Origin of the sequence: Klebsiella sp. P1CD1 (assembly GCF_003790505.1) — a bacterium.
GTDB classification, from domain to species: domain Bacteria; phylum Pseudomonadota; class Gammaproteobacteria; order Enterobacterales; family Enterobacteriaceae; genus Klebsiella; species Klebsiella variicola.
The window spans coordinates 3,660,972-3,680,653 of the sequence record NZ_CP033631.1; the positions used below are offsets into that span (position 1 = coordinate 3,660,972).

The 19,682-nt window shown below is 57.4% G+C and carries 23 protein-coding genes; 3 read left to right on the forward strand and 20 right to left on the reverse strand.

The window, feature by feature from the left end; translation table 11 throughout:
• Positions 1-108: 108 nt before the first annotated feature.
• On the reverse strand, positions 109-366 hold the full coding sequence (gene bhsA / locus DTA24_RS18300) for a multiple stress resistance protein BhsA (RefSeq protein WP_012542232.1): 258 nt from the start codon (positions 364-366) through the stop codon (positions 109-111).
• A 133-nt stretch (positions 367-499) separates the two neighbouring features.
• Between bhsA and DTA24_RS28315 the strand changes: the two genes are divergently transcribed.
• A complete protein-coding gene (locus tag DTA24_RS28315) occupies positions 500-619 on the forward strand; it encodes a hypothetical protein (protein ID WP_046622381.1) in 120 nt (39 codons plus the stop codon).
• A complete protein-coding gene (locus tag DTA24_RS18305; protein ID WP_008806001.1) occupies positions 616-1,251 on the forward strand; it encodes a TetR/AcrR family transcriptional regulator in 636 nt (211 codons plus the stop codon). Before DTA24_RS28315 ends, DTA24_RS18305 begins: the two co-directional genes overlap by 4 nt.
• 52 nt (positions 1,252-1,303) lie before the next feature.
• On the opposite strand, the gene DTA24_RS28320 is transcribed toward DTA24_RS18305, so the two are convergent.
• Complete coding sequence (locus DTA24_RS28320; RefSeq protein ID WP_012542233.1) at positions 1,304-1,426, reverse strand: hypothetical protein; 123 nt, start codon at positions 1,424-1,426, stop codon at positions 1,304-1,306.
• A gap of 69 nt (positions 1,427-1,495) precedes the next feature.
• Between DTA24_RS28320 and DTA24_RS18310 the strand changes: the two genes are divergently transcribed.
• The gene (locus DTA24_RS18310) at positions 1,496-3,685 is read left to right on the forward strand and encodes a TonB-dependent siderophore receptor (protein WP_023297364.1); all 2,190 of its coding nucleotides are present in this window, start codon (positions 1,496-1,498) and stop codon (positions 3,683-3,685) included.
• Positions 3,686-3,742: 57 nt separating this feature from the next.
• On the opposite strand, the gene DTA24_RS18315 is transcribed toward DTA24_RS18310, so the two are convergent.
• From DTA24_RS18315 to fabD, 18 genes are all read right to left on the reverse strand, one after another.
• Positions 3,743-4,282 (reverse strand): glycine zipper 2TM domain-containing protein, encoded by a 540-nt coding sequence (locus DTA24_RS18315; RefSeq protein ID WP_008805999.1) that lies wholly within the window; start codon positions 4,280-4,282, stop codon positions 3,743-3,745.
• 192 nt (positions 4,283-4,474) lie between these two features.
• Complete coding sequence (locus DTA24_RS18320) at positions 4,475-5,779, reverse strand: NAD(P)/FAD-dependent oxidoreductase (RefSeq protein WP_008805997.1); 1,305 nt, start codon at positions 5,777-5,779, stop codon at positions 4,475-4,477.
• Positions 5,780-6,023: 244 nt separating this feature from the next.
• Complete coding sequence (ycfP, locus tag DTA24_RS18325) at positions 6,024-6,566, reverse strand: alpha/beta hydrolase YcfP (RefSeq protein WP_002900775.1); 543 nt, start codon at positions 6,564-6,566, stop codon at positions 6,024-6,026.
• A 35-nt stretch (positions 6,567-6,601) separates the two neighbouring features.
• The gene (gene nagZ, locus DTA24_RS18330) at positions 6,602-7,612 is read right to left on the reverse strand and encodes a beta-N-acetylhexosaminidase (RefSeq protein ID WP_155870606.1); all 1,011 of its coding nucleotides are present in this window, start codon (positions 7,610-7,612) and stop codon (positions 6,602-6,604) included.
• A 23-nt stretch (positions 7,613-7,635) separates the two neighbouring features.
• Positions 7,636-8,463: a thiamine kinase gene (gene thiK / locus DTA24_RS18335; protein WP_022065356.1), complete on the reverse strand. Its 828-nt coding sequence runs from the start codon at positions 8,461-8,463 to the stop codon at positions 7,636-7,638.
• Complete coding sequence (lpoB, locus tag DTA24_RS18340; protein WP_162493324.1) at positions 8,444-9,082, reverse strand: penicillin-binding protein activator LpoB; 639 nt, start codon at positions 9,080-9,082, stop codon at positions 8,444-8,446. The genes thiK and lpoB overlap by 20 nt, the downstream gene beginning before the upstream one ends.
• Positions 9,083-9,103: 21 nt before the next feature.
• Entirely contained in the window at positions 9,104-9,478 is a 375-nt protein-coding gene (locus tag DTA24_RS18345; RefSeq protein WP_023322316.1) for a YcfL family protein, read from the reverse strand.
• A 4-nt stretch (positions 9,479-9,482) separates the two neighbouring features.
• On the reverse strand, positions 9,483-9,839 hold the full coding sequence (gene hinT, locus DTA24_RS18350) for a purine nucleoside phosphoramidase (RefSeq protein ID WP_004204571.1): 357 nt from the start codon (positions 9,837-9,839) through the stop codon (positions 9,483-9,485).
• 261 nt (positions 9,840-10,100) lie between these two features.
• Positions 10,101-11,534 carry a PTS glucose transporter subunit IIBC gene (gene ptsG, locus DTA24_RS18360; RefSeq protein WP_008805993.1) on the reverse strand — a complete coding sequence of 478 codons (1,434 nt, stop codon included), beginning with the start codon at positions 11,532-11,534 and terminating at the stop codon, positions 10,101-10,103.
• A gap of 296 nt (positions 11,535-11,830) precedes the next feature.
• Positions 11,831-12,625, reverse strand: a complete 795-nt coding sequence (locus tag DTA24_RS18365; RefSeq protein WP_008805992.1) for a metal-dependent hydrolase — start codon at positions 12,623-12,625, stop codon at positions 11,831-11,833.
• Between the two features lie 10 nt (positions 12,626-12,635).
• Positions 12,636-13,640: a DNA polymerase III subunit delta' gene (holB, locus tag DTA24_RS18370; protein WP_012968571.1), complete on the reverse strand. Its 1,005-nt coding sequence runs from the start codon at positions 13,638-13,640 to the stop codon at positions 12,636-12,638.
• Positions 13,637-14,278, reverse strand: a complete 642-nt coding sequence (gene tmk, locus DTA24_RS18375) for a dTMP kinase (protein WP_023339888.1) — start codon at positions 14,276-14,278, stop codon at positions 13,637-13,639. Before tmk ends, holB begins: the two co-directional genes overlap by 4 nt.
• Positions 14,268-15,290, reverse strand: coding sequence for a cell division protein YceG (gene yceG / locus DTA24_RS18380; RefSeq protein ID WP_008805989.1), 1,023 nt, complete (start codon positions 15,288-15,290; stop codon positions 14,268-14,270). Before yceG ends, tmk begins: the two co-directional genes overlap by 11 nt.
• Before the next feature lies 1 nt (position 15,291).
• Positions 15,292-16,101 (reverse strand): aminodeoxychorismate lyase, encoded by an 810-nt coding sequence (pabC, locus tag DTA24_RS18385; RefSeq protein WP_012542240.1) that lies wholly within the window; start codon positions 16,099-16,101, stop codon positions 15,292-15,294.
• A gap of 125 nt (positions 16,102-16,226) precedes the next feature.
• Positions 16,227-17,468, reverse strand: coding sequence for a beta-ketoacyl-ACP synthase II (gene fabF / locus DTA24_RS18390; RefSeq protein WP_023339886.1), 1,242 nt, complete (start codon positions 17,466-17,468; stop codon positions 16,227-16,229).
• 89 nt (positions 17,469-17,557) lie between these two features.
• Positions 17,558-17,794: an acyl carrier protein gene (gene acpP, locus DTA24_RS18395; RefSeq protein WP_000103754.1), complete on the reverse strand. Its 237-nt coding sequence runs from the start codon at positions 17,792-17,794 to the stop codon at positions 17,558-17,560.
• Between the two features lie 210 nt (positions 17,795-18,004).
• Positions 18,005-18,739, reverse strand: a complete 735-nt coding sequence (gene fabG, locus DTA24_RS18400) for a 3-oxoacyl-ACP reductase FabG (protein WP_002899294.1) — start codon at positions 18,737-18,739, stop codon at positions 18,005-18,007.
• 12 nt (positions 18,740-18,751) lie between these two features.
• The gene (fabD, locus tag DTA24_RS18405; RefSeq protein ID WP_012542242.1) at positions 18,752-19,681 is read right to left on the reverse strand and encodes an ACP S-malonyltransferase; all 930 of its coding nucleotides are present in this window, start codon (positions 19,679-19,681) and stop codon (positions 18,752-18,754) included.
• Position 19,682 lies beyond the last annotated feature (1 nt).

Sequence of the window (19,682 nt, forward strand, 5' to 3'; positions counted from 1 at the left end):
AAAACCCGCCTGATGGCGGGTTTTTTGTTGGCAAGGGTCAAACAGGGGTACAACAGGGTCTTACTCATCGCTGTCCGGTGAAGGGGGCCGGGCAACGACGCATCGGGCTTACTTGTAGATAACAGCGGTGCCGTGAAGGGTATTCGGACCGGTTACCGAAGTAATACGGAATGAGGTGGCGCCCATCTCATCCGCTTTCTGCGCCAGCTGATCTTCCAGCGAGCCCAGGTTAGTCCCGGCAGAAGCAGAGATGGTGCCTACTTTATGCTGACCCGCTGGGGTGGACTGCACCTCAACAGCGGCAAAGCTGGCGAAAGAGAGTGAGCTAAGAACGGCGGCAATAGCCAGAGTATTAACGGTTTTCATGATTATTATACCTGTGCAGATGAATTTTTTAGTAGGGTCGTAAGTATTAACTTAACGATCGATAGGTAAATATTAATGTGATCTACATCACACGTCAACGCATTTTTATAACGATCGTTTAACTATTTATAAAATGCTTAAATTTCATACGCATATGATTTATTTATTTTTAAACCAACAGCGCTGGCCCCGGCGATCGTTTATTTTTATAATGGCTTTTCACCAAACCAACATAGGTACAACGGCACCATGACAACTGACGTTCAAAGTTGCGCCAAAAAAAGCCGTGGCCGACCGAAGGTGTTCGACAGGGATGCGGCGCTGGACAAAGCCATGACACTCTTCTGGCAGCACGGCTATGAGGCGACCTCGCTCGCCGATCTGGTCGAGGCGACAGGAGCAAAAGCCCCCACCCTGTATGCGGAATTTGTGAATAAAGAAGGCCTGTTCCGCGCAGTGTTGGATCGTTACATTTCGCGCTTTGCCGCGAAGCACGAAGCCGTGCTGTTGGCCGAAGGGAAATCCGTCGATCAGGCGTTGCGCGACTACTTCACGGCGGTCGCCACCTGCTTTACCAGCAAAGAGACGCCGGCCGGCTGCTTTATTATCAATACCTCCGCCGCGCTGGCCGCCTCCTCGACGGATATCGCCAATACCATCAAATCCCGCCATGCGATGCAGGAGCAGGCGCTCACTCAGTTTCTGCAGCAGCGGCAAGCGCAGGGCGAACTCCCCGCGGGCCGCGACGTCGCGCCGCTGGCGCAGTTTCTCAACTGTGTCCTGCAGGGGATGTCGATTAGCGCGCGGGAAGGCGCGGATTTCGACAAGCTGATGCAAATCACCGACACCACTCTCCGTCTCTGGCCGCAGATCCTCGAGTCCTGATGTGCCCTGCCTCCGGCGGTATTCTGCCGCCGGATCCACTCTCCTGTTGGCTTTATCCCCACAAAATAGATTGATTTTTATTACCTTTTCTCGTGCAAGATAAACGCAAATGATATTGATTGCGATATTCATTATGTGCAAAATCCTTTTTTGAGTTTTTCCAGATGTTTCGCATTGTAACTAATGCCGACCCGGCGTCGGCCTATAACAACGACAAAGCAACTTGCTCATAAAAGGAATGGATATGAAAAAGCGCCTCTGGGTGCTCCACCCCCTGCTGCTGGTCAGCTCGCTGCCTGCGCTGGCGGCTCAGTCTGATGAAGACAGCATCATCGTTAGTGCAAACCGCACCCATCGCACCGTGGCCGAAATGGCCCAAACCACCTGGGTCATTGAGGGCCAGGAGATTGAGCAGCAGGTCCAGGGCGGGAAAGAGTTCAAAGACGTGCTGGCGCAGCTGATCCCGGGCATCGATGTCAGCAGCCAGGGGCGCACCAATTACGGGATGAACATGCGCGGGCGCGCCATCGTCGTGCTGATCGACGGCGTCCGGCTCAATTCCTCACGCACCGACAGTCGCCAGCTCGACGCCATCGACCCCTTTAACATCGAACATATCGAAGTGATCTCCGGGGCGACCTCGCTGTACGGCGGAGGCAGTACCGGCGGGCTTATCAACATCGTCACCAAGAAAGGGCAGCAGGATCGCCAGGTCGATCTCGAGGTGGGCAGCAAGAGCGGGTTTGCGAACAGTAACGATCACGATGAGCGCATCGCGGCGGCCGTCAGCGGCGGGACAGACCATGCATCCGGGCGCTTATCGGTAGCCTATCAGCGTTTCGGCGGCTGGTACGATGGCAATAACGATGCGCTGATCCTCGATAACACGCAAACGGGGCTCCAGCACTCTGACCGCCTCGACGTGATGGGGACGGGGACGATTGAGATCGATGACAACCGCCAGCTGCAGCTTGTCACCCAGTATTATAAAAGCCAGGGCGATGATGACTACGGCCTGTGGCTCGGGAAGAACATGTCCGCTGTCACCAGCGGCGGCAAAGCGTACACCACCGACGGGCTCAATTCCGATCGCATCCCCGGTACAGAGCGGCACTTAATCAGCCTCCAGTACTCCGATGCCGACTTCTTCGGCCAGAATCTGGTGAGCCAGGTATACTATCGCGATGAGTCCCTCACCTTCTATCCGTTCCCGACGCTCACGAAAGGCCAGGTCAGTAGCTTCTCCTCGTCGCAGCAGGATACCGATCAGTATGGGGCAAAGCTGACCCTTAACAGCCAGCCGCTGGCGGGATGGGACCTCACCTGGGGTCTCGACGCCGATCATGAGACCTTCAATGCCAACCAGATGTTCTTCGATCTGCAGCAATCGCTGGCGTCGGGCGGGCTGCACAACGAATCGATCTACACCACCGGCCGCTATCCGGGATACAGCATCTCCAACGTCGCGCCGTTCCTGCAGTCCAGCTACGATCTGAACGAGATCTTTACCCTCAGCGGCGGGGTTCGCTACCAGTGGACCGAAAATCGGGTTGACGACTTTGTCGGCTACGCCCAGCAACAGGATATCGCCAACGGCAAAGCGCGCTCCGCCGACGCCATCAAAGGCGGCAAAACCGATTACGATAACTTCCTGTTTAACGCCGGGATCGTGGCGCATCTGACCGAGCGTCAGCAGACCTGGTTTAACTTCTCGCAGGGCGTCGAGCTGCCGGACCCCGGTAAATACTACGGCATCGGTAAATACGGCGCGGCGGTCAATGGCCATCTGCCGCTGATCTCCAGCGTCAACGTCGATGACTCGCCGCTGCAGGGGATCAAAGTTAACTCGTATGAGCTGGGCTGGCGCTACACCGGCGATAACCTGCGCACCCAGCTGGCGGCGTATTACTCGACTTCGGATAAGACCATCGTCGTCAACCGCACCGACATGACCATCGACGTTCAGTCCGACAAACGGCGTATTTACGGCGTTGAGGGAGCGGTCGATTACTTTATTCCGGACAGCGACTGGAGCGTCGGCGGTAACTTCAACGTGCTGAAATCACAGGTGCAGACCGACGGCCGCTGGCAAAAATGGGATGTCACCCTCGCCTCACCGTCCAAAGCCACCGCCTGGGTGGGTTGGGCGCCGGATCCGTGGAGCCTGCGCGTGCAGAGCCAGCAGGTGTTTGACCTCAGCGACGCCGCCGGTAACAAGCTGGAAGGCTATAACACCGTTGATTTTATTGGCAGTTACGCGCTGCCGGTGGGGAAACTGACCTTCAGTATCGAAAACCTGCTTAACGAAGACTATGTCACCATCTGGGGCCAGCGGGCGCCGCTGCTCTACAGCCCGACCTACGGCAGTTCATCGCTGTACGAATATAAAGGCCGTGGCCGTACCTTCGGTCTGAATTACGCGTTAACCTTCTGATAAAAAAAGCCCCTCAGCCTGAGCGATTGAGGGGCTAATCAATACATAAATCTGTTTTTAGATTTTGTTGTTCAGGACCAGCTGGCCGTTGTTGTCCAGCGGGATCTGGCTGCCAGGATTGTGATCCATACGGATTTTCCCCTGCTGATCGCCTATTTTATAGGTCACATCGTAGCCCAGCATTTTATCGGATTTGTCATACACCGTTTTACAACGCTGCTGGGTGGTAGTGTAGGTATCGTTGTCCTGCATCGCCCCCTGGAGCTGGTTGCCGGCATAGCCGCCGCCCAGCGCACCTACCACCGTCGCTACACTACGTCCGCGACCGCCGCCAAACTGGTGGCCAATCACCCCACCGGCCACCGCGCCGAGTACCGAACCGGCGATACGGTTTTCATCCTGGACCGGACGACGATGGGTCACCGTGACATTGCGGCATTCCTGACGCGGCGTTTTCACGGTTTCTTTAATCGGTGTACTGGAGACCACTTGCGCATACTGCGGGCCGCGATCTAACACGTTGAGACCAGCGACAGCTGCAACGCCCAGCGCGGCAGCCACGCCTATCCCTATACCCGCCAACATAGATTTATTCACGGGAGATCCTCCTTTGTTGCTGTTGATACAATTTTGCAACCGGAGCCGGGAGGGCGCAAATCAGATAGCGGATGAAAAGTGCGAGAATTCGCAGCAAATCAAGGGGATTCAGAGGATTCCGAGCGGGATCGCCGCGGTTTCAGCAGAAGAGCCCGGAGCGCCGTCAGGGCGGCTCCGGGTAAAGACAGCGTATTAGTGCAGCTTAAGACGCGGGCGAATGATGCGGTTGATACGCCCGACCAGCATCATCAGGCCGGTTTTGAAATAGCCGTGCAGGGCGATCTGGTGCATACGGTACAGGGAGATGTACACGAAGCGCGCAATACGCCCTTCCACCATCATCGAGCCGCGCATCAGGTTACCCATCAGGCTGCCGACGGTGGAGTAATTGGACAGCGACACCAGCGAGCCATGGTCTTTATAGGTGTACGCCTTCAACGGCTTGCCTTTCATCTGCGCCAGGATGTTGTTCAGCGCGCAGGTAGCCATCTGGTGCGCCGCCTGTGCCCGCGGAGGGACAAAGCCGCCTTCCGGACGCGCACAGGAGGCGCAGTCGCCGATGGCGAAAATATCCGCATCCCGGGTGGTCTGCAGCGTCGGCTCGACCACCAGCTGATTGATACGGTTGGTTTCGAGGCCGCCGATCTCTTTCATGAAATCTGGCGCTTTGATCCCGGCCGCCCAGACCATCAGATCCGCTTCAATATATTCGCCATCTTTGGTGTGCAGACCGCCTGCATCCGCGCTGGTGACCATGGTCTGCGTCAGCACCCGTACGCCCAGCTTGGTCAGCTCATTATGCGCCGCCCCGGAAATGCGCGGCGGTAGTGCGGGCAGAATACGCTCGCCCGCCTCGACCAGCGTGACGTTCAGCGCTTCGTTAGTCAGCCCTTTGTAGCCGTAGCTGTGCAGCTGTTTCACCGCATTATGCAGTTCAGCGGAGAGTTCCACGCCGGTGGCGCCGCCGCCGACAATGGCGATGTTCACTTTACCGTTGGCGCCCAGGTTGGCGGAGTATTTGAGGAACAGGTTGAGCATTTCCTGATGGAAACGACGCGCCTGATGCGGGTTGTCGAGGAAAATGCAGTTCTCTTTCACGCCAGGGGTGTTGAAGTCATTCGAGGTACTGCCCAACGCCATCACCAGCGTGTCGTACGGCAGTTTACGCTCAGCCACCAGCAGCTCGCCTTTTTCATTACGCAGCTCGCCGAGGGTGATGGTCTTCCCTTCGCGGTTGATATCCACCACCGAACCCAGCTGGAACTGGAAACCGTGGTTGCGGGCATGGGCCAGATAGCTCAGCGCATCGACACCTTCATCCAGAGAACCGGTGGCCACTTCATGCAGCAGCGGCTTCCACAGATGGCTGTGGTTACGGTCCACCAGGGTGATTTTCGCTTTTTTATGGCGCCCTAACTTTTTCCCCAGCTGAGTTGCCAGTTCCAGTCCGCCAGCGCCGCCACCCACAATTACGATTTTTTTCAATGGCGTAGTCATGTGTACCCCTAAAATTATTAACCAATTGTTAAATAAAAGTTATGATAATAGCCTTTATTTAACAACAAGTTACGTCAATGAAACCATTCAGCACCGTCGAGAATACCATGAACGGTGCATTGGTCATACCAAAATTGATATGCATCAAGTTTTGTCGCGTATTTTTTCAGCGAAACCAATAAGTGTAGGCATAAAAAAACCCGCGCGGTGAACACGGCGCGGGTTTGGCGACAGGGGAAAAGGCTTAACCGAGGGTTTTAAACGCTTTCAGCCGCTGCAGGTGCGGCGAGATGTTTTTAAATTTATGGGTCTGCTCTTCATCCCAGATAATTTCATAATAGTGGTGCAGGAGATCGGCGGAACGCTGGCTGTCCAGCGCTTCGTCCTGCCGGGAGAGCACCACCAGGCAGCGATCGCGATTCTTCTCACGGAAGTTGGTCACACACTTGGTGGCGATGTCAGCATACTCTTCCGGGCGGTCGATTTTGCCTTCCATGTTTTCATGCGGAAACAGGTTTGGATTGAACACCGCCTGGCGGATATCGCACAGAAAACCAATCCGCTCCGCCCAGTAGCCGCCAAGGCCGACGCCGCAGATCAGCGGCCGGTCATCGGCGGTAAGCTGCAGCATTTTATCGACCTCTTTCAGCAGATGCTGCATGTCGTGCTTGGGGTGGCGCGTGCTGTAGCTAATCAACCGCACGTCCGGGTCGATAAACTGCAGCTGCATCACCTTCTCATGGTTACCGGGGCTGTTCGAGTCAAAACCGTGTAAATAGATAATCATCGCATCCTCACCAGACAACAACGCCCCGCAGAGCGTTACGCGGACTTCGCCTCTTGCCAGCGCGCATGAAGCTGCTCCAGCTGGGCACTCACCGTTTTCCAACGGGCTGAATCCCTTAACTCCTGACGGGAAAAGGAACCTTTATGATACAATTTCGTAACACGCTCTGCTTTGATCGGCGACAGGTTATCCAGCACACTGACCGCGCCCTTACGATTATTGCAGACCAGTATCATATCGCAACCGGCGTCCAGCGACGCCTGACCGCGTTCGGCATAGCTGCCCATGATCGCCGCCCCTTCCATCGACAGATCGTCGGAGAAAATCACCCCGTCGAAGCCCAGCTCACCGCGCAGCACCGTTTTTAACCAGTACGCTGAGCCGCTGGCCGGGCGCGGGTCGAGCTCCGGGTAAATCACATGCGCGGGCATGATGGCATCCAGACGCTGTTCGGCGATGAGGCTTTTGAATACCGCCATATCGTGGTCGCGAATCACCGATGCCGGACGCGGATCGAACGGGGTCTCTTTGTGCGAATCGGCGGTCACCGCTCCGTGTCCCGGAAAGTGTTTGCCGGTGGTTTTCATGCCCGCGGCGTGCATCCCGTCAATAAAATGACGCGCTATCGCCAGCGCTTTCTGCGGATCTTCATGATAAGAACGTTCGCCGATCGCGGCACTGATATGGCCCACGTCCAGCACCGGCGCAAAGCTGATATCGATATCCATGGCGATCATTTCGCTGGCCATCAGCCAGCCGGCTTCGGCGGCCAGTTTGCCCCCCTCTTCCATCCCCAGCAGCGCGGCGAAAGACTGGGCCGCCGGTAAACGGGTAAAGCCTTCGCGGAAACGCTGAACGCGTCCCCCTTCCTGATCGACCGCCACCACCAGATGGTTCCGGGAGGCATCGCGGATCTGGCGCACCAGCTCCCGCAGCTGCGCCGGATCGTGATAATTACGGGTAAAGAGGATCAACCCTCCCACCAGCGGATGCGCCAGAATCTCTCGCTCTTCCGCATCCAGTTCATACCCTTCGACATCCAACATGACTGGGCCCACACTGACCTCTCTTATCCTTTACGTTCGTTGTCTAACTGACACCATATTTCATCTGCCAGCGTGATAAATTGCCGATCGCCGCTCTGCTGCCAGCGCATTTCATACCATCCCGCCATCAGCAGCAATACCCACGGGCGCCAAAGTACAACCTGCCGCCAAAGCTGCTGCGCGTCGATGGCCGCCCGCCGGGCATACGCCGCCACCAGCTGGCGGCGCTGGTGAGGGGAAATCCACACCGCGGCCAGCTCCAGCGCGATATCGCCATCGCCGGCATATTCCCAGTCGATCAGCCTCAGGCCGGACTCGCTGTGGATAATATTGCCGGCATGGACGTCCATATGCAGCGGCGCCAGCCGCAGAGGACGGGGCTCGCCCCGGCGGCGCAGCCGCTGATGCCAGCGCAGCCAGCGCGGCGTGCGCCGTGCCGGATCGCACGTCTGCCAGTACTGGGCCAGCAGCGGTGCGAGGGTAACACGCCAGCCGAATCGCGGTTGCTGATGCACGTCATACAATAAGTCTGACAGCATAGGGCAGGCCGGTAACTCGCTTTTCACCTCCCCTGCGCAATATTCCACCACCATCCAGCAGGGTGAGTAAAACAGCGGGGCTGGCGCCAGCCTGGCAGGCAGTTGGCGGAGCGCGCGATACTGACGGCGGAAATAACAGGAAGCGGCTGATGGGTCGTGCGGCTGACGTAGCACGTGCCGCTGGTCGCCGTCGCTGATAATAACACTGCCGCCGCTGAGGCCATTCTGGCTCAGCGAGGCGACAGGATGATAGCGGGGGAAGAAGCGCGACAAGAGCTCATCGCGCGTCAGCTTATTGTTGCTGAACAGCACCTTTACCTGACCAGATAATCTCGCCGGTTTGCACCAGCATCAACTGCATCTTCAGTTCAGGCGCGTTGACGTTGCCGGTGGCATTGGAGTAAAGCACATACTGCGCGCCCACGTTGCGGGCGATACCCATGGCTTTGCTGCGGCTGCCGAGGCTGTCCTGCGGCGACAGGCCCAGCTGCTGTTTGGCGACCCCCAGCTGCTGCGCCGAGACCAGCGTAAACTTGCCGTTGCCGGCCAGCGCATTACGCAGCGCGGTAGTGGCTTCTCCCGCATTCAGCGTACCATTGGTGCGGTTGTTCACGCTGTCAACCAGCAGAATACTGCCCGCATTGACGCCGCTGGCCTGCAGCATCTGCCCCACCAGCGGCTGGACCGCGCCGTTCCAGTCATAATGACGCACGCGCGGCGCCGGCTGACCAGACTGCTGATCCTGATGCTCAATGGGCCCCGGCTGCGACGGTACGGCAGGAACCGCCGGTACCGTCGGCACCGTGGGCTGCGGCTGCGCAGGCTGCTGCGGCTGCGGTTTGGCCTCTTCGACCGGCGCAGGCTGCTCACGTAACCCCGCACAGCCTGCGAGGAATATCGCCAGTGCTGTGATTAACGCATAGCGACACATTTTCATCATTATAATTACCCCTTACAGATAAAGATAAAGGCGGGCCTTATGCGCCCCCAGGATATTGGCGCTACCATACAATGTCACCGAAGAGCGTGCCGGAACCACGATGGTGCGCGGCGCTTCCAGCGGATGCATCTCCAGCCCTCGGGCGTCATACCAGAAAAAACGATAGTGCACGGTGACCGGCTGCTGGCGCTCGTTATACAGCGTTGAGGAGGCGGTAGCCTGAATCTCCGTCGCCACCACGGCAGGCTCGCTGGCGCTGATCCCGGCCGCCAGCACGCTCGACTCCATCACCAGCGCCTGCTGGTCAGAAACCGGGATCTCCGGATGTGAACTACACCCGGCCAGCAGTCCCGCCGCCAGGCAAGCGCCCAAAAGGGTCCTGAGCATGGCGTTAGCCTTTATGCGCCAGCATCGGGCCCAGCGGACGACCGCCCAGCAGATGCATGTGGATATGGTAAACTTCCTGGCCGCCGTGGCGGTTGCAATTAACGATCAAACGGTAGCCATCGTCGGCAAGACCTTCATCGCGGGCGATCTTCGCCGCGACGGTCATCATCCGGCCCAGCGCCAGCTCATGTTCGGTGGTGACGTCATTCACGGTAGGAATCAGAACATTCGGGACAATCAGAATGTGGGTGGGTGCCTGCGGGGAGATGTCGCGAAAAGCGGTCACAAGCTCATCCTGATAGACAATATCCGACGGGATCTCCCGGCGAATGATTTTGCTGAAAATCGTTTCTTCTGCCATGACTGATTCCTTATTAGTTTTATCCCATACGCTGGCCTGCTTCTGCAGATAAACGCGGACGCACAGGTTCAGATAAGAGTATGAGCGACATCCTCCCTCTCTTTCAACCTGAAAGCAGTTTTTCTTATTCAACTATAGACTTAGCTGCTGAGGGATTAAGCATTTGCCGGATACTCTTCAGGGTTATCGCCTCAGAAAACCTCACCTCGTAACGTAAAAAAGGCAGCCAATAGGCTGCCTTAGTCTCCCCGATACTACGTCTTAACTGTTACGGATGTACTCATCCATTTCAGTTTTCAGGTTATCGGACTTGGTACCGAAGATGGCCTGTACGCCAGAACCTGCCACTACCACGCCAGCGGCGCCCAGTTTTTTCAGGCCAGCCTGGTCAACTTTCGCTACATCCGCCACGCTAACACGCAGACGAGTAATACATGCGTCGAGGTTGGTGATGTTCTCTTTACCGCCGAAAGCGGCGATCAGAGCCGGAGCCATCTCGCTGGTTGCGCCAGCTTTGCTCTCTTCGGTGGTATCTTCACGACCCGGTGTTTTCAGATCCAGGGCTTTAATCAGCACGCGGAAAATGACGTAGTACACGATCGCATAGCAGATACCGACAATCGGGAACAGCCACAGCTTGCTGCTGTTACCGGACAGGACGATAAAGTCGATCAGGCCGTGAGAGAACGAGGTACCGTCACGCATACCCAGCAGGATACAGATCGGGAACGCCAGACCCGCCAGAATGGCATGGATAACGTACAGGATCGGCGCCACGAACATGAAGGAGAACTCGATCGGCTCGGTGATACCGGTCAGGAACGAGGTCAGCGCGGCGGAGATCATGATACCGCCCACTTTGGCGCGGTTTTCCGGTTTAGCAGAGTGCCAAATCGCGATTGCCGCTGCCGGCAGACCGTACATTTTGAACAGGAAGCCGCCAGACAGTTTGCCCGCGGTCGGGTCGCCTGCCATGTAGCGCGGGATATCGCCGTGGAACACCTGACCAGCCGCGTTGGTGTATTCGCCGATCTGCATCTGGAAAGGAACGTTCCAGATGTGGTGCAGACCAAACGGCACCAGGCAACGCTCGATGAAACCGTAGATACCAAACGCTACCACCGGGTTCTGATAAGCAGCCCACTGGGAGAAGGTCTGGATCGCGGAACCGATCGGCGGCCAAATGAAGGAGAGGATCACGCCGGTGAAGATAGCGGCCAGACCAGAGATAATCGGTACAAAGCGCTTGCCCGCAAAGAAGCCCAGGTATTCTGGCAGCTTGATACGATAGAAGCGGTTGAACATGTACGCGGCGATAGCACCGGAGATAATACCGCCAAGCACGCCGGTATCAGCCAGGTGTTTTGCCGCAATCTCTTCAGCAGGTAAATGCAGCACCAGCGGTGCAACCACCGCCATGGTTTTCACCATGATGCCGTAAGCCACGACTGCAGCCAGTGCGGATACACCGTCGTTATTGGTGAAGCCGAGGGCCACACCGATAGCGAAGATCAGCGGCATGTTGGCGAAAACTGAACCGCCTGCTTCTGCCATAACGTGGGAGACCACGGCTGGCAGCCAGCTGAAGTTTGCGGAACCGACGCCCAGCAGGATACCTGCGATAGGCAGTACGGATACCGGCAGCATCAGCGATTTACCGACCTTCTGCAGGTTAGCAAATGCATTCTTAAACATAATTGAGAGTGCTCCTGAGTATTTGGTACTTTTTTACGTTTTCACGCATTGGCCCGGGGGGAGAACCGTGCCGTGGACAGGACATCTAAGCGCCCTTTATTTATTACACAGAGTAAAATAATTAACGGGATGATTGTTTGACGGCTATCACGTTTCAATCAGCCTTCCGGTAAAAATTTACATCAGCTTACATAAGTTGTATCCAGATGTTGCCAAAAAACCTTCACCGCCACTTTTGTGGCGGTGAACTTTACTCGCTTTGGTTATTAATTACGAGCCTTAAAATAATAAGCAGATCAAGCAGGTTGTAAGCGGGCGGGGTCAATATGGAACAGAGTGGCAAAATTATCGGTGGTCTGCTGGGCCAGTTGCTCCAGCGACACGCCTTTCAGTACCGCCATGTATTCCGCAACGTCACGGACCAGCGCCGGCTGGTTCTCTTTGCCGCGATGGGGGACTGGCGCCAGGTACGGCGAATCGGTCTCCACCAGCAGGCGATCCAGCGGAACATAGCGCGCCGCATCGCGCAGCTGCTCGGCGTTACGAAAAGTGACGATACCGGAAAACGAGATATAGAACCCCATGTCGAGCAATTTACCCGCTGTCTCCCTGTCCTCAGTGAAACAGTGTAGTACGCCACCGCAATCCGTCACCTTTTCTTCGCGTAAAATGGCCAGGGTATCGGCGCGCGCGTCACGGGTGTGGACGATCACCGGCTTATTCAGCTCGCGGCCAATGCGTATGTGGTCGCGAAACGAGGTTTGCTGCTGGGCTTTGGTTTCCGGGGTATAAAAATAATCCAGACCGGTCTCCCCCATCGCCACAACGCCCTCTTCCGCCGCCAGCGTGCGCAGGGTCTCCACCTCGTAGGCTTCGTCCTGGTTTAACGGATGCACGCCGCAGGAGAAGACGACGTTGTCACGCGTCCCCACCAGCTCACGCATACTGCGGTAGCCGGGCAAGGTCGTGGCGACCGCCAGGCAGAATTTCACATCGCGCGCGGCCGCTTTTGCCAGCACGTCGTCGACGTTTTTGTGCAGAGTTTGATAATCCAGACCATCAAGATGGCAGTGGGAGTCGACTAAAAACATAATGTCTCACTCAGAGGTGGGATACGGGTAAAACCGTCCCGGGTTGCAGGTAATGTTCCCAGCGCAGCAGGCGCTCGGTGAGCAGCAGTTCGCGGTTGACGCCGACGACGTTCAGCAATTGCTCACGGCAGGTACAGACGTCATGGGCGATCGCCTGCAGCCGGGCGGCGGGCAGGCTGTGCGCCAGCTGCTCCAGCAGCGGCCAGACGTCCGGGTTACTCACCAGGGCAATCCCCTGCTGTCGTTTTTGCGCATCGACCAGCAGCGATGCCAGCCAGTGCAGGCGAACCGCCGCCTGTTCATGATTGAGTATCGGCAGCAACGCCAGCCAGTCACCACTCGCCAGGGTGGCCGCCAGCGCCTGACACAGCTGCTGCCGCGCCGTCCACTGCGGTTCCTGTAATAGTTCGAGCGCCGCGGCCGGCGCGCTGGCGCACAGACGCAACGCGGTCAACAGTGACTCCTGCGGCAGGTTCACCTCTCGCTCCAGCCAGGCCAGGGCATAAGACTCCGACGGCGGCGCCAGGTGGTGCAGGCGACAACGGCTGCGCAGAGTCGTCAGCAGACGCGCCGGCTCCTGGCAGGCGAGGAAGAACCAGGTATTCTCCGGCGGCTCCTCCAGCGTTTTCAGCAACGCGTTGGCGGCGGCATCGGTCAGCAAAGCGGCATCGCTAATCCACACCACTTTCGCCCCACCGAGGCGCGCGCGCTCATAGAGCTTTTCATTGACATCGCGCACCGCATCAATGCCCAGCGCACTCTTGCCCTTTTCGGGGATCAGCGGATAGTAATCGGGATGTGTGCCGGCCTGCATCAGCTGGCAACTATGGCAGCGGCCGCAGCTTTTATGTCCTTCGGGCTGGCGGCACATCAGGAAGCGGCACAGCGCGTAAATCAACGCCTCACCGCCCATCCCGCTCAGAGACTGTAACAGCAAGGCGTGGTGGCCTCGTCCGGCCTGATAGCTTCCGACCAGTTGCTCGAACGACGGGCGCAGCCACGGATACCATTTCATGCCGGTTGCTCCGCCATCCACTGGGCGATCGTGGCGCGAATGTCGCGAGCGACGGCGTCGAGCGGCTGGGTCGCGTCAACCGTGCGGATCGACGGGTCTGCAGCGGCCAGCTCAAGGTAGCGCGCGCGGGTGCGATTGAAGAAGTTCATGGACTCCTGCTCAATGCGATCAAGCTCTCCGCGGGCCCGGGCGCGCTGCAGCCCCACTTCCGGCGTGACGTCGAGGTACAGCGTCAGATTGGGGCGGAAATTGCCGAGTACCGCGTCGCGCAGCGTCGCCAGCATCGTACGGTCGATTCCCCGGCCGCCGCCCTGATAAGCCTGAGTCGACAGATCGTGACGATCGCCGATCACCCACTGGCCGCGGGCCAGCGCGGGCTTAATCACGGTCTCCACCAGCTGGACGCGCGCCGCGTAAAACATCAGCACTTCCGCTTTATCATTAATGACCTCATCACCCGTGGACTGGATATCCAGCACCAGGCTACGCAGTTTTTCGGCAAGGACAGTGCCCCCCGGCTCGCGGGTAAACACCATATCGTGAATACCTGCCGACTGCAGCGTCTCCACCACCAGCTGACGTGCGGTGGTCTTCCCGGCGCCCTCCAGCCCCTCGATGACGATATAGTTACTGCGCATTTTTTTCCTTAAGTACTTTCAGATAGTCCTGCACCGCACGGTTATGACTGACCAGGTTTGTGGTAAACGTATGGCCCCCTTTCCCGTCGGCGACAAAATAGAGGTATGACGTTTTCGCCGGATGGGCGGCCGCCTTCAGCGACGCCTCGCCCGGCACTGCGATAGGACCAGGCGGCAGGCCGCTGATGGTATAGGTATTGTATGCGGTCGGCGTCTCGAGATCCTTACGCGTTAACTTACCAGTATACCCCTCGCCCATCCCGTAAATCACGGTCGGATCGGTCTGTAAGCGCATACCGATGCGCAGGCGATTGATAAATACCGACGCGACGCGGTCGCGCTCTTCCGCCACCGCGGTCTCTTTCTCAATAATCGAGGCCATGGTCAACAGCTGGTTCTGATCGGCATAGGGCAGATTGTCCATCCGTCCTTCCCAGATCTTCGCCACTTCGGCGACCATTTTCTGATGCGCGCGCTTGAGGATGGCGATATCGCTGGTATTGGCGGTGTACATCCAGGTATCCGGCCAGAACCAGCCCTCCACCCAGTCGGCATGCTCAAGACCTAACGCCTTAGCCACCGTCGCATAGCTATCATCATCGAGAGTGTGCTTCACGTACGGGGCATCGCGCAGCTGGCGCAGGTAGTCGCTAACGCGCATACCTTCGACAAAGCGCAGCGGAAACTGCGCCTCTTTACCGCTGGCCAGCAGCTGCAGCATCTCGCGCACCGTCATCTGCGGCGTGAAGCGATAGGTCCCGGCTTTGAAGTGAGACAGCTCAGGTTCCACCCGCAGCAGCCACTGGAAAACGCGCGGGCGGTTGATCACCTTCTCGCGATAAAGATCCTGGCCCAGCGCCAGACGGCCGGTACCGGGCTCCAGGGTGAAGATGGTCTCTTCTTTAATCAGCAGCTTGCTGTCCGCCAGCTGGCGTACTTTCCACATGCCTGCCGCCGCGGCGATGCCCAGCACCACCACCAACAGCAGAATAAAACGTAACATTTTCTTCATACTAACCAGACAGCTCACACAAAGGGGCTAAAAAATGGTAAAGCTCGCGCGAGGACCAGACGGTCTCCTCCCAGCGACGAACCGGCACCAGCGGCATCAGCGCATTGCAGATCAGCACTTCATCGGCTTCACGCAATACCTCAGGACGCGCTGTCACTTCGACAACGCGAAACGCCGATGGTGCCAGCTGTGCGATACAGCGCTGCCGCATAATGCCGTTGACCCCGGCGTAATCGAGCCGCGGAGTAAATACATCCCGTCCCTGACGCCAGAATAAATTCGCGGCACAGCATTCCGTAAGCCACCCGTCACTGTCAAGGACCAGCGCCTCATCGGCGTCCGTCTGCTCAAGATGAGAGCGGATCAGCACCTGCTCAAGGCGATTAAGATGCTTCAGTCCGGCAAGCCACGGGTTGCGCCCCAGGGGCACCGGGCTCTGGGTCAGGGTAATGCCCTCCTCCCGCCAGCGCGCATAATGCGCCGGGAATGGAGAGACACTGAGAATGCGGGTGGGCGACACGCAGCCCGCCGTACTGTATCCCCTTCCCCCAACGCCGCGGGTGAGGATCACCTTCAACACGCCCTGCGCGTGCGGCCGCGCCAGACGCTGCATCTCTTCGCTCAGCGTCAGCCAGTCGTGAAATGGTATTTGTAATTTTTCACAGGTTGTCTGCAAACGCTGCAGATGGGCATCCAGTAGCGCAACCTGCCCCTGCTGAATGCGGGCGGTGGTAAAACAGCCGTCGCCAAACTGGGCGGCGCGATCGTTCGCCGCCAGCGTGTCCTGTTCAACGCCATTTATCAAGAACATAAAGGACTCCTTTTCACTGGTCGGTGAGTGTCTCAGGACACGGAGCAGAGGACAAGCGGAGAAAGCCGAATAAAAAAGGCCCGACGAACGGGCCTTTTGTTAAAGCAGTACCGGGGCAAGCCCTGTCACACTTTCTTGAAGATCAGCGAACCGTTAGTGCCGCCAAAACCGAAGGAGTTGCACAGGGTGTACTCCATACCGGAAACCTGACGCGCTTCGTGTGGCACGAAATCGAGGTCGCAGCCGTCATCCGGGTTGTCGAGGTTGATCGTCGGCGGAACCGCCTGGTCGCGCAGCGCCAGGATAGAGTAGATCGACTCTACGGCCCCTGCCGCGCCCAGCAGGTGCCCGGTCATGGATTTGGTGGAGCTTACCATGACGCGGCTCGCCGCATCACCGAAGACTGACTTAACGGCCTGCGCTTCTGCTTTATCGCCAGCCGGCGTCGAGGTGCCGTGGGCGTTGACGTAGCCAATCTGGCCCGGTTCGATGCCCGCATCGCGAATGGCATTCACCATCGCCAGCGCGGCGCCCGCACCATCTTCCGGCGGTGACGTCATGTGGTAAGCATCGCTGCTCATGCCGAAGCCAACGATCTCGGCGTAGATTTTGGCACCGCGTTTTTTAGCATGCTCGTACTCTTCCAGCACCACCATACCCGCGCCGTCGCCCAGCACGAAGCCGTCGCGATCTTTATCCCACGGACGGCTCGCCGCCTGCGGGTTGTCATTGCGCGTGGAGAGCGCACGCGCCGCGCCGAAGCCGCCCACGCCAAGCGGGGTACTGGCTTTTTCCGCACCGCCTGCCACCATCGCATCGGCATCGCCATAGGCGATGATGCGCGCGGCCTGGCCGATGTTGTGCACGCCTGAAGTACACGCGGTCGCGATAGAGATACTTGGCCCACGCAGACCAAACATGATGGTCAGATGCCCGGCCACCATGTTAACAATTGTGGAAGGAACGAAGAATGGGCTGATCTTACGCGGTCCGCCGTTAACCAGCGAACTGTGGTTTTCTTCGATCAAGCCGAGACCGCCAATACCGGAGCCGATAGCGGCGCCAATACGGGTTGCATTCTCTTCCGTCACTTCAAGGCCAGAATCCTGCATGGCCTGAACGCCAGCGACAATTCCATATTGAATGAAGGCATCCATCTTGCGCTGTTCTTTGCGCGAGATAATGTCATCACAGTTAAAATCCTTTACTAAGCCAGCAAATTTCGTTGCATAGGCGCTAGTATCGAAATGGTCGATCAGGCTGATGCCACTCTGACCGGCAAGGAGAGCTTTCCAGGTAGACTCTACGGTATTGCCGACAGGAGACAACATGCCCAGTCCGGTCACAACTACACGACGCTTAGACACGTTTGTCCTCCAGGGAGGGAAAATAGATTCTTGTGGGACAATAAAAAGATAAAACTCAGGCGGTCGAATGACCGCCTGGAGATGTTCACTTACGCCTGGTGGCCGTTGATGTAATCAATGGCAGCCTGAACGGTGGTGATTTTCTCAGCTTCTTCGTCCGGAATCTCAGTATCAAACTCTTCTTCCAGAGCCATTACCAGCTCAACGGTGTCAAGAGAATCAGCGCCCAGGTCTTCAACGAAGGAAGCATTGTTGGTAACTTCTTCCTGCTTAACGCCCAGCTGCTCGCCGATAATTTTCTTAACGCGTTCTTCGATAGTGCTCATACTCTTAAATTTCCTATCAAAACTCGCTTTCGCGATGGTTTTCGTAGTGTATAAAATGTTGAAAAATTTGCAACTAAATCCCGGCAGGTCTTACCACGATTTTGCGCTATTTTGAGGCCGTTTGCCCTAAGAACGCAAATCTTTTCGCACAAAACCGCACAGGGAACCGTGCGAAGTGCGCGGTTCCTGAACGTTTTGCACAAATCTCGGTCAGACCATGTACATTCCGCCGTTGACGTGCAGCGTTTCACCAGTGATGTAACTTGCTTCGTCAGAGGCTAAAAATGCAACCGCGCTGGCGATTTCATTTGGGGTGCCAAGGCGCCCCGCAGGAACTGCCGCCAGCGTACCCGCACGCTGCTCATCGGTCAGCGCACGCGTCATGTCCGTTTCAATAAAGCCCGGAGCAACAACGTTTACAGTAATACCGCGGGACGCAACTTCACGCGCCAGTGATTTACTGAAGCCGATCAGACCCGCTTTCGCCGCAGCGTAGTTGGCCTGACCCGCATTTCCCATGGTACCAACCACAGAACCGATAGTGATAATACGTCCATGACGCTTTTTCATCATAGCGCGCATTACCGCTTTTGACAGACGGAAAACCGATGACAGGTTGGTTTCGATAATATCGTTCCACTCGTCATCTTTCATGCGCATCAACAGATTGTCGCGAGTGATCCCGGCATTATTCACCAGGATATCCACTTCGCCAAACTCTGCGCGCACATTTTCCAGAACAGATTCAATAGATGCCGGGTCGGTCACATTCAACATCAGACCTTTACCGTTGGCGCCTAAATAGTCGCTGATGGCCTGCGCGCCGCTTTCGCTGGTCGCAGTACCGATAACTTTCGCGCCACGAGCGACGAGCGTTTCAGCGATTGCACGGCCAATACCGCGGCTTGCACCGGTAACCAGCGCGATTTTTCCTTCAAAACTCATGGTTTTCCTCTTTTATTGCTCAAGCGCCGCAGACATCGCCGCCGGCTCGTTAAGCGCGGAAGCGGTCAGGGTGTCAACAATACGTTTGGTCAGGCCGGTGAGGACTTTACCCGGGCCAACTTCATACAGATGCGTTACGCCCTGCGCCGCCATAAACTCAACGGTTTTGGTCCACTGGACCGGGCTGTACAGCTGGCGTACCAGCGCGTCGCGAATGGCGTCCGGCGTGGTTTCGCATTTCACGTCGACGTTATTCACTACCGGAATCGTCGGCGCGTTGAAGGTGATTTTCTGCAACTCCAGCGCCAGTTTTTCTGCAGCTGGCTTCATCAGCGCGCAGTGGGACGGCACGCTCACCGGCAGCGGCAGCGCGCGTTTGGCGCCAGCGGCTTTACAAGCGGCGCCAGCGCGTTCAACGGCCTCTTTATGCCCGGCGATAACCACCTGGCCCGGGGAATTGTAGTTCACCGGAGAGACAACCTGCCCTTCGGCCGATTCTTCACAGGCTTTGGCGATAGAAGCGTCATCCAGGCCGATAATCGCGGACATGGCGCCGGTACCTTCCGGTACGGCTTCCTGCATGAATTTCCCGCGCAGTTCAACCAGACGAACGGCATCAGCGAAACCGATAACCCCTGCGCAAACCAGCGCGGAGTATTCGCCGAGGCTGTGGCCCGCCAGCAGGGTCGGCGCTTTGCCGCCCTGCTGCTGCCAGACGCGGTATAGCGCCACGGAGGCGGTCAGCAGCGCCGGCTGAGTCTGCCAGGTTTTATTCAGTTCTTCTGCCGGGCCCTGTTGAGCCAGCGCCCACAGATCGTAACCCAACGCTGCGGACGCTTCACCGAAGGTCTCTTCAATCACCGGCCAGGTGGCAGCCATATCGGCCAGCATGCCTACGGCCTGGGAACCTTGTCCCGGGAACACAAAAGCAAATTGCGTCATG